The organism is Pseudoalteromonas sp. H71 (genome assembly GCF_001468485.1).
Lineage (GTDB): Bacteria > Pseudomonadota > Gammaproteobacteria > Enterobacterales > Alteromonadaceae > Pseudoalteromonas.
Window position 1 is genome coordinate 243,289 of the sequence record NZ_LODI01000001.1, and the last position, 14,331, is coordinate 257,619.

The 14,331-nt window shown below is 40.2% G+C and carries 11 protein-coding genes; 1 reads left to right on the plus strand and 10 read right to left on the minus strand.

Features of this window, described 5'->3' with window-relative positions:
• Nucleotides 1-238: 238 nt before the first annotated feature.
• From ATS71_RS01135 to ATS71_RS01170, 8 genes are all read right to left on the minus strand, one after another.
• The gene (locus ATS71_RS01135; protein WP_058403158.1) at nucleotides 239-1,030 is read right to left on the minus strand and encodes a sterol desaturase family protein; all 792 of its coding nucleotides are present in this window, start codon (nucleotides 1,028-1,030) and stop codon (nucleotides 239-241) included.
• Nucleotides 1,023-1,667: a CDP-alcohol phosphatidyltransferase family protein gene (locus ATS71_RS01140; protein ID WP_058403159.1), complete on the minus strand. Its 645-nt coding sequence runs from the start codon at nucleotides 1,665-1,667 to the stop codon at nucleotides 1,023-1,025. The genes ATS71_RS01135 and ATS71_RS01140 overlap by 8 nt, the downstream gene beginning before the upstream one ends.
• Before the next feature lie 27 nt (nucleotides 1,668-1,694).
• A complete protein-coding gene (locus tag ATS71_RS01145; protein WP_058403160.1) occupies nucleotides 1,695-2,333 on the minus strand; it encodes an ATP-binding cassette domain-containing protein in 639 nt (212 codons plus the stop codon).
• Between the two features lie 22 nt (nucleotides 2,334-2,355).
• Complete coding sequence (locus ATS71_RS01150) at nucleotides 2,356-4,110, minus strand: ABC transporter permease (protein ID WP_058403161.1); 1,755 nt, start codon at nucleotides 4,108-4,110, stop codon at nucleotides 2,356-2,358.
• Nucleotides 4,107-5,384: an ABC transporter substrate-binding protein gene (locus ATS71_RS01155; RefSeq protein WP_058403162.1), complete on the minus strand. Its 1,278-nt coding sequence runs from the start codon at nucleotides 5,382-5,384 to the stop codon at nucleotides 4,107-4,109. Before ATS71_RS01155 ends, ATS71_RS01150 begins: the two co-directional genes overlap by 4 nt.
• Nucleotides 5,374-6,177, minus strand: a complete 804-nt coding sequence (locus tag ATS71_RS01160) for a DUF547 domain-containing protein (RefSeq protein WP_058403163.1) — start codon at nucleotides 6,175-6,177, stop codon at nucleotides 5,374-5,376. The genes ATS71_RS01155 and ATS71_RS01160 overlap by 11 nt, the downstream gene beginning before the upstream one ends.
• 1 nt (nucleotide 6,178) lies before the next feature.
• Entirely contained in the window at nucleotides 6,179-8,332 is a 2,154-nt protein-coding gene (locus ATS71_RS01165; RefSeq protein WP_058403164.1) for an FAD-dependent oxidoreductase, read from the minus strand.
• Nucleotides 8,333-8,522: 190 nt separating this feature from the next.
• Entirely contained in the window at nucleotides 8,523-10,877 is a 2,355-nt protein-coding gene (locus ATS71_RS01170) for a TonB-dependent receptor (protein ID WP_058403165.1), read from the minus strand.
• A gap of 247 nt (nucleotides 10,878-11,124) precedes the next feature.
• Here ATS71_RS01170 and ATS71_RS01175 point away from each other — a divergent pair, with 247 nt between their 5' ends.
• On the plus strand, nucleotides 11,125-11,538 hold the full coding sequence (locus ATS71_RS01175; protein ID WP_058403166.1) for a hypothetical protein: 414 nt from the start codon (nucleotides 11,125-11,127) through the stop codon (nucleotides 11,536-11,538).
• 87 nt (nucleotides 11,539-11,625) lie between these two features.
• On the opposite strand, the gene ATS71_RS01180 is transcribed toward ATS71_RS01175, so the two are convergent.
• The gene (locus ATS71_RS01180; RefSeq protein ID WP_058403167.1) at nucleotides 11,626-12,051 is read right to left on the minus strand and encodes a hemerythrin domain-containing protein; all 426 of its coding nucleotides are present in this window, start codon (nucleotides 12,049-12,051) and stop codon (nucleotides 11,626-11,628) included.
• A 194-nt stretch (nucleotides 12,052-12,245) separates the two neighbouring features.
• A complete protein-coding gene (locus ATS71_RS01185; protein ID WP_058403168.1) occupies nucleotides 12,246-14,165 on the minus strand; it encodes a tetratricopeptide repeat-containing diguanylate cyclase in 1,920 nt (639 codons plus the stop codon).
• Between the last annotated feature and the right edge of the window lie 166 nt (nucleotides 14,166-14,331).

A 14,331-nucleotide genomic window follows, 5' to 3' on the forward strand; every position in this document is an offset into this window, starting at 1 on the left:
TTGTCAGAATATGTGTTTAAGTTTAGTTGATTTTATAGCTTTTATACTTTCTGTAAGCGCTTACATTTGTGTGTGCAATTGTAAGCGCTTACAAATAATATTGTGCAGTTGTGGTTTGGTCAACATATTTGTCTAAATTATTTACAATTAATTTACTGATTAACGTATTAACTGTAGTTCTAAAATAATCAAACTGCGTAATATTGTTTTAATATTTTATTTTTTAAGAGAATAGGTGTTACTTATTTTTAAATGGCATGATTAACAATGCCCAAAGTGACGCATTTTGTTTTTGGCTTGGGTATTCTTTTAAGCCTATATCTATCTCGTTATCGGCTTTTTGGGCTTCATTTTTGTAACTACCAAACAGTTTGTCCCACCATATAACGCTAAATCCGTAGTTCGAATTGGTTTCGCTCACACGTTGACTATGGTGAATACGATGCAGTATTTGAGTCATTAATATGAGCCGAAGGGGTTTCTCTATTGCTTGTGGCAAGCGAATATTCGCATGGTTAAACAGCGCTAAACCATTAAGTGCTATTTCAAAAATTAATACAGCAATAGCGGGTACCCCTAAAGCGGTAACGGCAATGAGCTTTATAAGTATGCTGAGTACAATTTCGATAGGGTGAAAACGCAAACCTGTACTGGTATCTACATGGGCATCGGCGTGGTGTACACGGTGCAAGCGCCACAAAATAGGCACCTGATGAAAAAGCCGGTGCTGCCAATAAATAAGTATATCAAGCAGTAACATGCTTAAAATAATAGCAACAATACTTGGTGTGGCTATTTGATTAAATAAACCAATACCGTGCTCTTGGTTATAAAGCGCTACTGCGGTTAAGCCTATGGGCACACTTAAACGAGCAATTAGTGATGAAGCAAACACCAGTCCAAAATTAGCAAACCATCGGGTGTTACTTTTTATAGGCGATTTACGTGCAGGCATACGCGATTCTAGCAGCATCATAATAACCAAAATGCTAAAAAAGAACCCTAAACGCCACCAAATTTCATTACTCATTGGCTTGTGTAACCTCATCAACTTCCTGGAGTTTAAGCGTGTTATAACCACCATGTATACGTGTAAAAATAGTAATAGCGCACGCAGTGGCAAAAATACTCGCCATTATGGCAAAGTGCTGCGGCCAAATACAAAAGGCAATAAATAGCGCTATGGTTTCTGTGCCTTCGGTTAAGCCATTTAAATAGTAAAAACTTTTGTATTTAAACTGGGGTTTTTCGAGCTTAAATTTTTCGGCGGCTATGGCAAAGGCTAAAAAGCTTGAGCCTGTGCCTATAAAGGTGGCCAGTAATATGCTACCTGCAATGGCGTTTTGCTCGGGGTTTGCCAAAATAAAGCCAAGCGGAATTGCCGCGTAAAATAAAAAGTCGAGGGTAATATCTAAAAAACCGCCAGCGCTTGAACTTAAATTTGCATGGCGTGCCAATGCGCCATCTAGCCCATCTAAAATACGATTTAAAGCAATAGCTGTTAACGCTGCGTACCACATTTCATACGCAATTAATGGCACAGCTAATAGCCCTATTAAAAAACCAACCACAGTGAGTTGGTCGGGCGTTATACCGCGCTTGTGCATTAACGCTACAACCGGAATTAACAGTGGCTTTATTACCGGGGTGATGTATTTGTCTAACATACTTAGTGCCTTGTGCTTTTTGTGCGTTTATTTGGCTAAATTTAAGGTGATCAGTTTGCCGTTTGCAGCCTCTGCATCGCTATGATCGTGGGTTACCATAATAGCGGGCAATTTATGCTCACGTATTTGGCTAAATACCAGTTCGCGGGTATCTACTCTTAATTGGGTATCGAGCTTGCTAAATGGCTCATCAAGCAAAATAGCTTTTGGCTCGCTTAATAGCATACGCAGTAAAGCAACGCGGGCTTGTTGCCCCCCAGAGAGATTGTCGGGGTGGCGATTAGCCATGCCTTTTAATCCTACTTGTTCAAGGGCGTGCTCTATTTTTTCAAGGCGCTGTTTTTTATTGCCTTTAGGCATAGCAAAGGCAATGTTACCGCTTACCGACAAATGCGAGAATAATAACGCATCTTGATAAAGCACACCTATGTGGCGTAAATGAGCAGGCAAGTTATTAATATTTTTACCGTTAAGCCACACTTCGCCACTTGCGTTAAAGCCGTTGGGTAATGTGCCGGTAAGCCAATTTAATAAACTTGATTTACCACTGCCTGATGGCCCCATAATAGTAAGTATTTCGCCGCCTTTTACCTGCTCGTTTAAGCTTAGTAATTGCTCATGTTGACGATAAAGCTCACAATTTTTAATCTCTAAAGATGACTGCATTAAAAACCTTTTAATTTATGGGTTAGCGATGTGCGCTTTTAAAAAAGTACTTAGGTAAAACCCACGCCAGGATAAAGCCAATGAGTGGCAATGCCATTTGCATAATGGCATACACAGCACTGGTACGCCTACTTGCGCCATTAGCAAGGGTAACCGCTTCGGTTGTTATGGTTGCTATGCGCCCGCCACCGGCTAAAAGTGTAGGTAAGTATTGGCCAAAGCTAATGGCTAAACCAAGTGCAGCCGCAATCAAAATAGGGGCAAACAACTGGGGTAGTTTTACCTGTAAAAACACTTTGCAGGGCGTGGCGCCAAGGCTTGCTGCTACATGAGCAAAGCGAGGGTCTAATCGCCTATAGCTGCTCGCAAGCGATAAAAACACATACGGTAGTACAAACAATAAATGGGTAAATACCACATTAAAAAACGCGGCTTGGTTATTTGCTAGTTGCTGCAGCCACACTAGGCCAAATAAAAACGCAATACTTGGTACAAGCAGCGGTAAATAAATAATTAAGCTGGTAAAGCGCGATAGGGGTTTTGCATTTAACTGCTCAGACTCTAAGCACAAAAGCGTAATAATAATGGCAAATAACGTAGTAACTAGCCCTATCGCAAGGGTATTACAAAGCGGGCCTTGCATTTGCATTAGTGCACTTTTAAAGTGAAATAGCGTGAGCTGCTCGGGCAGTGCCGCCGGAAAACGCCAAAATCCGGCAACCGACCACATAATTAAGCCAATTAATGAAAGCAAAATAAAGCCAATTACAAATACTGTTAATACGGTCGTTATTTTTTGCCAATAAACACCGCCATATTCTCGCTCTCCATTGGTGAGTAAATCGCTAAATAATACTTTTATGGTTTTTTCGCCGCCAAGCCAAAGAGCTAGTAAACCACCAGTAAGTACAAGCTGCAATAATGCCCCCGCAGAGGCTTTAATACGCAGGTTTAAATCTACATCGTTAAACCAGTGCATAATAGCGACAGCCAAGGTGGGTGGTGTATTTGGCCCCAAAATAAGTGGCATTTCTACACTTGCACTGGCATAAGCCAATACGGCTAAAATGGGTAGGCGCAGTAATGGATAAAGGCTTGGCAGAATCACTTTAAAAAAAGCAGTCATAGGGCAGTAGCCTAAATTAAGCGCTACTTTATGTTGGTGGCGCAGTTTTTTGCCAAGCTCAGGTTGGGCAAGCACACCTAGCGCCATTAACAGTAAAAAAGGCAGCTCTTTAAGGGTTAAGCCTAAAATTATACTAATGCCAAACGAATCATGCGGAAACATGCCGTTAGGCGCAAGTTCCCACCCACTAAACCAAGGCGATACTAAACGCGAGATCATACCCGAAGGAGCAATTAAAAAACCAACCGCTATAGCCGCTGCTGCGTGGGGTATTACCAGTATTGGGCTCAGTAAACGCTGAATACGGTTAAGCCAAGGACTATTAAAAAATGCCGCTAAAATCATTAACGTAATGATAAAGGCAAGTAAGGTACTTATTAATCCTGTGCCAACACTTAGCATAACCATGTGTGTAAGGCCGGGTGTTTGCATAAGCATAGTAAAGCCATGTAGGCCAAGTGTTGTATGTTCAAGTACCGGCGCATAGCCAAAAGCGGGTAATAGTACGCTAATTAATCCGCCTATTACGGGCAAAATAAGCAATGCCAGTAAAAAGCTTGGGCTTAATTTAACTAATTTACTGAACATATCGGCGCTTTTATGTGATTTAAGCGTTGGGCTTGCTGCTAACTTATTTGAAACAACACTCATTGGCTAACCCCAAAGCGCGCTTGCCAACCTTGCATAATAGCGTTTACCCAGCTTGGGTGTGGCTCACTTAGCGTGCGTTTAATGCTATTTAAGGGTAATGCGCTTGGATGCGGTTCCACCGTTTTAAACAAGGCTTGCTGCTCTTGGCTCAATGTAGATTGAATCAATACACTTTTATCCCCCCAAACTGAAGGTTTTTGCTTATGTGCTTGCGCCTCCGGGCTTAATAAAAAATTAGCCACCAATTGCGCACTTTGTGCATGGCTTGCATTATAAGGAATAGCGACGAAGTGAGTGTTACTTAAACTGCCATCTTGCATTGCATAACTGCGAATACTTTTTGGTAAATCATAACGTTTAACGGCGGCGGGTACTTCGGGCGCTGAAAACGTAAATGCTATGCTTAGCTCTGTGTCGCCTACTAAGCGGCGCATTTGTGCACCACTTTGCATAAAATGGCTGCCATCGCGCCAAAGTGTTGGGTGCAGTTTATTTAAAAAGTTCCATAATGGGTTTAATACTTGGGCTGTGTTTTGTGCAGTAGCTGGCTGATTTAACTGCGCTTTAAGTGTGTCATCACTTTGTTGATGTAGCATGACAAGCGCGTATTTTAAAAAGCTCATTCCTAAAAAATCAGGTGGCTTTGGGTAACTAAAGCGACCCGGGTTTTGTGCGCTCCAGCTAAGTAATTGGGTTAGGGTTGTTGGTAGTGTGTTATTTGCAGTGTCGTCAATTGCTAAACTGTCGTAATAAAAGGTGAGCGATGCTTGACCCCAAGGTGCTTCCATTCCATTGGTGGGTATTCCAAAATCAAAATTAACAGCGGGGTTATTGCTAGGGTCGGTGTAACTAAAATTAGGCAGCTTATTAGCCCATTGTTTTAATAATAAAGAGTGCTCGCTCATGGTGGCAAAGTTAGCACCGTTTATCCAAATTAAATCTACGCTGCCTTTATCGTTATTGTTTGCTGATTTTTCAGCAAGTACCCGGCTTACTGCTTCGCTGGTATCACTTAGCTTTACATGTACTAAGTTTATGTTGTGTTTGGTTTTTACTTGCTGTGCAGCCCATTGAATATACGCATTTATTTGCGCATCGCCACCCCACGCATAAAAATATACGCTTTGGTCTTTGCCTAAGCTTTCAACTTGCTGCCAGCGGCTTTGTAATTGTGTACTTGCTAGGCTTTTAAAACTAATAACAAGGCAAATGCAAAAAGCGACACAGCATAAGCTGTATCGCGATAATGTTTGCCAAAATTTATTAGCGAGCATTTAAATCCCAGTTGTAATCTAAAAACTTAATTTTCATGTCGTCATTTTCAAGCGCTTTTTGCTGAGCGGGTATCAGTTTTAGCTCGTCTGCGTATTGTGAGAAAAACTGTTGTAACGAATTAGCGCCTCTAAAACCGTGTTCAAAATCATCACCGTACCATTTAAATATTGAAGACACACTTAGCGTGTTATCTTGCGCCATATTACGTGTCATATCAGATAAAAAACGGTCAGTTTGATGGTGTAATTGTGATTCGAGTTTAGATTCTGTGTAGGCTTCTTCACGTAGTGCTGGGCAGCCAATACTGGCACAATTTACAGCAAAGTGAATACGAGGGTCGTTGTATTTACCACTGCCGCGTATTAAACCATGCTCAATATCATCAAGGCTACGAGTTTTACCAAGTAATGGCACAAACTCTTTGCTCCACGGCGAGCTAAAAAAGCTGCCTAAATCTTTAATCGATTTAAGACTTGGGTATTTAGTTAATATAAGCTCAAGAGTAAAGGCGTTATACGCATTGATTAAAAAAGCCAGCTGCTTATGTTTGCTCCATTCATCAAACTCATTTTGCGTAACCGCCGATAGTGAATCTAAATAGGTTTTAAGTTCACTGTACTTGGCTTTAATTGCTGAATAATCGACCTCTGTGCTGTGGCCATGATTAATAGCTACAACATGATTGTTTAATAATACGTTCCAGCTGTCGTGCATGTTTTGAGCATTGCTTGCAAACGATGTTGCAAGCAAAGCAGACCCTAACAATAGCGCTTTAAAAGGTGTTTTAAACATTTTAGCCTCTGCGCCATGTGTGGTATTTTTCAAGCATGTTAAGTACTTTCTCAGGTGCGTGAGCGCGTTTCCACTCGCCGGCTGCGTACTTGTTACCTTCAGCCCACGTAGGGTAGCTGTGAATAGTGCCTAGTATTTTGTTAAGGCCTAAACCGTGTTTCATTGCCAGTACAAACTCAGCTATTAAATCGCCAGCGTGCTCAGATACCACAGTAACACCAAGGATTTTGTCTTTGCCTTTTGGTGTAATTACTTTAATAAAGCCTTTGGTGGCGCTGTCGGTAATGGCACGGTCTAGCTCTTCAAATTCAAAGCGAGTGATTTCATAGTCTATGCCTTTTTCAATCGCTTCTTGCTCATTTATGCCCACTCTTGCTACTTCAGGGTCAATAAATGTGGTCCAAGGAATAACACGGTAATCTACTTTAAACTTTTTAAGATTACCAAATAAGCCATTTACTGCTGCGTACCACCCCTGATGAGCGGCTACGTGCGTAAACTGATACGGTCCTACTATATCGCCAGCGGCAAAAATATTAGGGTAAAGCGTTTCAAGGTATTCGTTAGTTACTACAGTACGATTAGTTTCTATACCAAGTTCTTCAAGGCCGTAACCTTTAAGACGAGCGCTTCGGCCCACAGCACATAGTAGCTCATCGTATTCAATATCGATTTCGGTATCGTTATGTTTTACCACAATGAACTTTTTGCCATCGCGCGCTTCACAGCGTAGTGCCTGATGCGAGGTTAAAATGTTTACGCCGCTTTGCGTTAGCGCTTCGTGAGCAAAGGTAGACACTTCTAGGTCTTCTTTGATCATAATACGTTCAGCCATTTCAATTTGCGTAACGCTTGAACCTAAGCGGGCAAAGCTTTGTGCAAGTTCGCACCCAATTGGACCACCGCCAAGTACAACAAGCTTTTTAGGGGCTTCTTCAAGCTCAGCAAATTTAGTCCATAAGGTGTCACTTGTTACATAGCCTGTTTCTTCAATACCCGGTAATGGCGGTACAAATGGGCGTGCGCCAGTGGCAATAACAATAGTACGGGCAGTGAGTGTTTGTGTGCCGCCATCGTTAAGCTTAATTTCTACCGTCCATGGGTCTAATAATTTACCGTAGCCTTTTACAACATCTACGCCTAGGTTTGTGTAGCGCTCAACGCTGTCGTGAGGTGCGATGTCGGCAATTACTTGGTGTACACGTGCCATTACTTTTTTAAACGAAAACTGCGGTGTGGTGTTTTCAAGCCCGTAATGCTCGCCATGACGAATTTGTTCTGCCACTTTTGCACTTTTAATTATGGCCTTACTTGGCACGCAGCCATAGTTTAAACAGTCTCCACCCATTTCGCCGGCTTCAATTAGGGTTACTTTGGCTTTAACTGCCGCTGCAATGTAGCTTGTCACTAAGCCGCCAGCTCCCGCGCCAATAACAATCATGTTTCGATCGAACTTTTTAGGCTTAGTGTAATTTTTGTATACACGACGTTTTTTAAATACGTTTAGAATACTCTTCGCTATTAATGGGAATACACCTAACAGGGCAAATGAAAGGATAAGATCGAGGGATAAAATACCAGACAAGCTCTCAATTTGCGCAAGCTGAGTACCGGCATTTACAAATACAAACGTACCCGCCAACATACCTACCTGGCTTACCCAGTAGAAGGTCCACGATTTAATAGCAGTAACACCCATTAGTAAATTAATTAAAAAGAACGGGAATACTGGCACCAAACGAAGTGTAAATAGGTAAAAGCCACCTTCTTTTTCAACGCCCGCATCAATAGCCGCTAAACGCTCAGGAAAACGTTGTTTTATAGAGTCGCGTAATAAATAACGCGACACTAAAAAGGCAAGTGTTGCCCCAATTGTAGATGCAAATGACGCAACCAATAAACCCTCAACTAATCCAAATAGCGCACCTGCTGCCAACGTTAAAATAGCCGCACCCGGTAAAGAGAGAGCTGTCACTACCACATAAAGTAAAAAGAAGCCGCCAATAACAAGTAGCGGCGACTGCGCCTTGTACTGGTCAAATTGGTCCATTGACCCTTTTAAGCCATCAAGTGTTAGTAACTGGTGTAAATTAAAATGAAAGAACGCGCCAATAGCAGCGGCTGCAATCACTATCAAAAATAATTTTTTTATCATGTTCTCTCTCTTAATTAGGGCCTATTGACCTTTCGTATTGCCCTAGGTAAACCCTTTGGGCTGCGCCTGTTTAGCACTCATTTTACTTTAAAGCCTATGTGAGATAATAACATCACATAGGCTTTGCCCTGCTAGGTATTTAAGCAGGTTGATGCAAATTTAACCTAGAAAAGCTAAGTATTCATAAATCTTAAAATTTATGGGTCAGCGTTAGCTTGGCATTTATTGGCAATTCAGGGAATGCCAAGGTTGCGCCAAAGTAACCGCCTTCAAATACAGGGCGCCAGTTTTTTTGGTTTGTGATGTTATTCACATCTAAACGCAACTTGGTGCTAGGCGTAAATGCATAGCTAGTATTAATGTTTAGCGTGTATTGATCACGAATTTTAACTGTTTGTAAAAGATCTAATGGGTAACTCTTTGTATATAGACCCGAAAAGCCAGTTTGCCATTTCGAATTAATTGAATAATTTCCATTAAAACTGAATGACTGCTCAGGAATACCTTGTACTTGGCTGTTCGACGGTGCAAATGGTGTAAAGCTAGGTGCGCCAACACCGGTACCTGCAATAATGTCTGGGCGTGAGTTGTCAAAGGCATCGGCCACTTGTGCTGAATCTTGACTACTTGCAGAATTATCGTATTGCGCATCAATATAGCTGTAACCTGCGCTTAACCAGTAAGGGTAAGCATCATAAAATACTTGGCTTTCAAAGCCGGTGGTACGAATACCTGTATTACTGCCATCACGGTTACGTAGGCTGCGTCGTTGGCTAAATAGCGCGCCATCAGCATACCAATCGCTGTTGGTTGGTGCATATTTTAAACCAAACTCTACAAGCGTGTTTTCGGTTGCAAAGTTTTGTGCGCTAATAACGTTGCCGCCACCCAGTACATTACCCCCAGCCATACTATTTGATGTGGCTTCGTTATAACTGGCAGCACCGTAGCCGGTGAAATCAACATTTAGTTTGTAATTAAAACTCACTTGGCCTGATTGTAGCGTGTCGTGAATGCTATCGCTGGCTGCAGTTTGGCCTTGTGGTGCAATTGGGTCGCGCGCTTCTACATCGTAATAATCAACACGGTAACCTACACTGGTATGAAATTTATCAGTCCAATCTGAGTCTTGTTGAATTGCAAATCCTGTTTGCCATGAACGTGAGTCAGTAGTGTCTGATAGGTTAAAGTCGCCGCTGCCATCGTTATTTATATCGTACTGCGCACCAGGTGATACGAACACACCAGGGCGAAGCTCAACTAAACGTGCTTTTTGTGCATCGGTTAAGGGAATGCGGCGGTTTGAAAGTGGACCAGTTAAATCAATTGGTAAATCGGCCTCGGTGGTAAATTGGCTGTAGCCAAGTACTTTGTTGTAGCGAACGTCGAAAGCAAAAATTGTTTGCTGGTCGCTATTCCATTGGTAGGTAAGCTCAGTGCGATTTTGCGCAGTGTCGGCACCGTCAATAATTTCAACAAAGCTATTTTGTGCTATTTCTTCACGTTGTAAATGTTGAAAGTAACTAATGTTTTTAATAGAAGCATTTGCGCTTAGCTCGCGTTTGTAAATACTGTGAATTAAATAGGTTGTAGCTTCGTTTTGGTTATCAGGGTCGGTAAGTACGGTGCTGCGATCAATGTTTACTAGCCCAGTAGGCGACACAATTGAACCCGCAGCTGGTACTGTACTGCCATTTGCTTGTACGCCTTGGCCGGTAATATAAAGGCCATGATCGATAAGTGCTTGAGTAGGGCGGTTAATACCGGCGTTGTCGGTAAATTCAACTTGGTATAGTTCAAAGTTAATATCCCAGCTACTTTTGTCATCTGGTAATATTCGTAATGCAGCAAATAAGCTGTCGCTTTTAGTGCCCGAATAATCATAGTAGCTACCATGATCAAGGTGCTCATAGCTTACTCTAAAGCCTACTTTGTCTTTGATTATTGGGGCTGTAAAGTCAATTTGCGCACTGTATTGATCCCAACGGCCTGCTGATAAGCTCGCTTTACCCTTACTTTCGTCAGTCGACGCTTGTTTAGAGTGTAAATTAACAAACCCACCATTACGCTGACTCGAACCGAATAAAACAGGTGGAGCGCCTTTAACAACATCTATCTGTTCTATAGAGTTGAACGATAAAGGAACACCAAAACCGTTGTTTCCTGCTTGACGACGTGTTCCATCTTGAAAAAGCTCACCTAATTGGCCGCGAATTGTAGGCAAACTTGGCGCACCAAATCCACTTGCAGAATAGGTGTTTGGGCTTACTGCTAATACGTCTTGTAAAGTAGTAATGTTTAGTTGCTCTATTAACTCGCTTGAAATAGGTGTTACTGAGCGTGCTATGTCTTGCAATGCTAAATTATCGCCAAAAGGGCCGTCAATTGTTTCATTTTTAACAGAAAGTCCTTGAGACTTTATAACTTGGCCTGCCACTTCAATATGCTCAATCGAATCTTGTGCTTGCGTTTTGTCAGCTGCAAAGGCTACAAGGGGAGTGTTTAATATAGTGGCTAAGGATAGTGCTAAGTATGCGTGTTTCAAGCGTTGTCTCTCTAGTGTAATTAGTTACTGGCGATAAAGACCGAAAGGAATAAAAATATCTTTCAATCAAAGTTTAACTTTTTTAATTTTTAGAATGGATGTCTGCAAATTATGCTTATTATAGTCTTTAAACGTTAACTATTGTTGATTACCAATTCGTATTAAATCTTAATAGTCTGAAATTAATCATAGCTTATACGGTCTTGTTCAATTCTTGGTTTATTTATATATTTTTAAAGGAAATTTTATGACAGGTTCTTTAAGTAGCGATGTTCAAAGCCGTTTACAGTGGTCACTTTTGTCGCTTCGTTTAGGTGTTTTTATAGTAATGATAATGTGGACTCTCGATAAGTTTGTGAATCCGGGTCACAGTGCACGTATATTCGAACACTTTTATGGGATTAATGGCTCTACTGACGTTGTTGCTTATGTATTGGGCGCGCTTCAGCTTATTTTAATGTTGGCATTTTTAGCAGGGATCAAAAAACGAATTACTTACGGTGTGGTTTTTATAATGCATGGTTTGTCTACGTTGTCATCGTATAACCAATACATAGATGGATTTAATAACTTATTATTTTTTGCAGCGTGGCCAATGTGGGCAGCGTGTTTTGCGCTGTATTTATTACGAGATCAAGACTCTAAATTCACAGTAAAGTAGAGCGCTTATACAAAAAAATGGTTATAAGCCAATTAGCTTATAACCAAAATTACACAGGGAGGTGTATGAATTTGTTACCTGCAATGGTTAGTGCATTGCGTCGTTGTATTTATCGCCTAGGCGCTCTTTTTGGCCTTCAGACAGCGCTTTACCCGCTAGCTGAAATACCTCATGTTCTTCTTCATCTAAATGATGATGCACTAAATGGTGTAATTTTTTAGCCTCGACCAACCATGCCGACGAGCTCATTTCGGTGTCTTCAAGTTGTTCAATTAATTCGTCTATTTCGTGGTGTTCGGCAACGCTATGACGGGCTTTTTCTTGTGTTAAGTCTTCACAAATTAATGGATTATAAAAGTAACGTTCTTCAAATTTGGCATGTTCTTCTAGCTGCGTTTTTAGCTCATCCATTAAGCTGTGGCGTTTTTGTGTATCGCCTTTTGTTTGAATAAGCGCATCAACTAATTCGCGTTGTTTATCATGGTCATTACGTAGTGCTTCAAAAATATTCATAAATCTTCCTAATTAATTACGTTGCTTGTAACGATTGAAGCAAACGTAGTGCCATAGTGTAACTTTATGAAATTACTTGGTTTTATATTTGGTGTGTTTGTTAGGCTGTTTTATCTATGTATTTTTTACAGACAAGAGGGTGAAATAATTTCTCACTTACCAAACGTGCTAAAATTTGCTAAACCCTAATGCGTCTAGGGCTGCTCTACATTAACTTGATTGCGGCCATTTTGTTTGGCTTTATAAAGAAGCTCATCGGCATGGATGATGAGTTTTTCAAGTGAGCGATTAGAAGAGGCACTAATTGCTGCGCCTGCGCTAAAAGTAATGGTTTCTGTGTTTTTTAAGCCTTCTATTTCACTACAATAATTAGTTAGCGCATTAGCAATAGAATCGAATGTTGCTTCAACACTTTTTTTATCTACTGTGTTTAAAACAAATAACCATTCTTCACCACCATAGCGGCCAAATTGGTCATCATCGTCGAGTACACTTTGTGCTGCACGCGCAAAGGTAACAAGTACTGCATCCCCTACATCATGGCCATAGGTATCGTTGATATGTTTAAATAAATCTAAATCAACAATAGCAATAGTTGCGTTGCTTTGTTTAAGTGTATTAGCGGCTTTTTTCATTATACCGCGTCGATTAAAACTTTTAGTTAAATAGTCTGTTAGCGCCATACTGTAGTATTTTTTACGCTGAAGTACCTGTTTATAAATGAGTAATAACGACACAAGAACTAAAATAAATGCAATTGTTGCGCTTAAACGCCAAATAATTTTTTGTTGATATTCTTCTTTAGCAAGTAGCTCATTTATGTTTTTGTCGTATTCTAATTGAAGTATTTTTTCTTCTTTTTCTTTCACTTCAAATTTTATTTGCAGTGTTTTAATGTTTGTTTCGCTGGTGGCTTCGTAATGCTTTTTCATAAATGTAAGCATTTGCTCCATAGCATCAAATGCATCGTCTGTTTTGTTTAGGTTTCGTTTTAATTGATATCGCTTTTGAAGAAATTCAGCTTTGTAAATGCTGCGACTAAAGTCGTCTAACATCGAAAATACTTGATCATTCATTTTATCGGCTTTTTCAGGTAAGCCTTGTTTTGAATAGATATCTAACATTAAGATCATTGTTGCTAGTTTCATATCGCCTATTTCAGCTGCACGGGCAACTTTAAGGTTTTTATTTGCTAGGGTTAAAGCGTCTTCGTAGTTTTCTTGTTTATACAAAATGTTAGCAATTGAATACTGTGCAAAAGAAAGTCCTTTTTGCATATCAACAGATTCAAAATAGGCGAGTGCTTTATCAAAATAAATAAGTGCTTCTTGTAGCTTGTTTATTTCAAGCAATACGTTACCTAAACTCCAATAGGCTTTTGCTGTATATAAGCCATCTTGTGTTTGCTGGTAAGCAACGAGTGCTTTTTTAGCGTAAATAATGCCTTTTTCTTTTTCGTCTAAGTAATTATAAGCGTCGGCTATTTTTCTATAGAAGTAACCTTGCGATGCAATATCATTTTTTTGAATTGCTAGCTCTAATCCGTCAAGTGCAACACTTAAGGTTTTTTTTAGGTCATCTGTTTCTGTATAATAAAACGCGAAGGCTTTTAATATGATAATTTTTTCGGCGGGTGTAGATTGCGCATAACGCGTTTCTAATTTTTTAATAACATCGCTTGCTTGTTTGAGCTTTTTTTTCAAGCTCAGTAATTTTAGTTGTGACTCTAAAAATAGCAGTAAAATGTCGGGCTGTTTAGGCAGTTGTTGATTTGCTAAATACTCATTAAGGTGGGCATTTAGCTCATCATACTTTTCTTGTCTAAAAAGAAGCTCGGCATAAATGGCAGCGGATTCTAAATGTAGTGAGTTACTATACTTTAATTTACTCAGTTCATACGCTTGAGTAATTTGTTTTTTGTTTTGCAGGTAATCAAGCTTATCGGTTCTTACATTTTTAATAAGTACGCTTACGGCTTTTTGGCTTAACTCAATGGAGGACGTATTTGCAGAGTTAGCAGTACTTTGAAAAGTGGCAAGTAAAAAAAAGATAACGACAACCGGCTTAATCACTGCCCTGAGGTAGCTCATTTGCGTTTGTATATTTATCATCATGTTAGTCCCTTACCAATTTAGTATACGTTACTTAATACTACGACAACGCTCAGTTATTTAACCTGTGTGCGTAAAATTACACCCAAAATGTGTAGCTAATAAAATACAAATAGATGTTTTCAAGGCGTTACTCATGTAATCACATTATCATAAAAGTTATTTTAAA

Bases quoted from the DNA above. Each gene is read 5' to 3' on its own strand.
- ATS71_RS01160 (WP_058403163.1), bottom strand. From the start codon at position 6,177: ATGTTTAAAACACCTTTTAAAGCGCTATTGTTAGGGTCTGCTTTGCTT.
- ATS71_RS01150 (WP_058403161.1), bottom strand. From the start codon at position 4,110: ATGAGTGTTGTTTCAAATAAGTTAGCAGCAAGCCCAACGCTTAAATCA.
- ATS71_RS01185 (WP_058403168.1), bottom strand. From the start codon at position 14,165: ATGATGATAAATATACAAACGCAAATGAGCTACCTCAGGGCAGTGATT.
- ATS71_RS01165 (WP_058403164.1), bottom strand. From the start codon at position 8,332: ATGATAAAAAAATTATTTTTGATAGTGATTGCAGCCGCTGCTATTGGC.
- ATS71_RS01180 (WP_058403167.1), bottom strand. From the start codon at position 12,051: ATGAATATTTTTGAAGCACTACGTAATGACCATGATAAACAACGCGAA.
- ATS71_RS01175 (WP_058403166.1), top strand. From the start codon at position 11,125: ATGACAGGTTCTTTAAGTAGCGATGTTCAAAGCCGTTTACAGTGGTCA.
- ATS71_RS01155 (WP_058403162.1), bottom strand. From the start codon at position 5,384: ATGCTCGCTAATAAATTTTGGCAAACATTATCGCGATACAGCTTATGC.
- ATS71_RS01140 (WP_058403159.1), bottom strand. From the start codon at position 1,667: ATGTTAGACAAATACATCACCCCGGTAATAAAGCCACTGTTAATTCCG.
- ATS71_RS01145 (WP_058403160.1), bottom strand. From the start codon at position 2,333: ATGCAGTCATCTTTAGAGATTAAAAATTGTGAGCTTTATCGTCAACAT.
- ATS71_RS01135 (WP_058403158.1), bottom strand. From the start codon at position 1,030: ATGAGTAATGAAATTTGGTGGCGTTTAGGGTTCTTTTTTAGCATTTTG.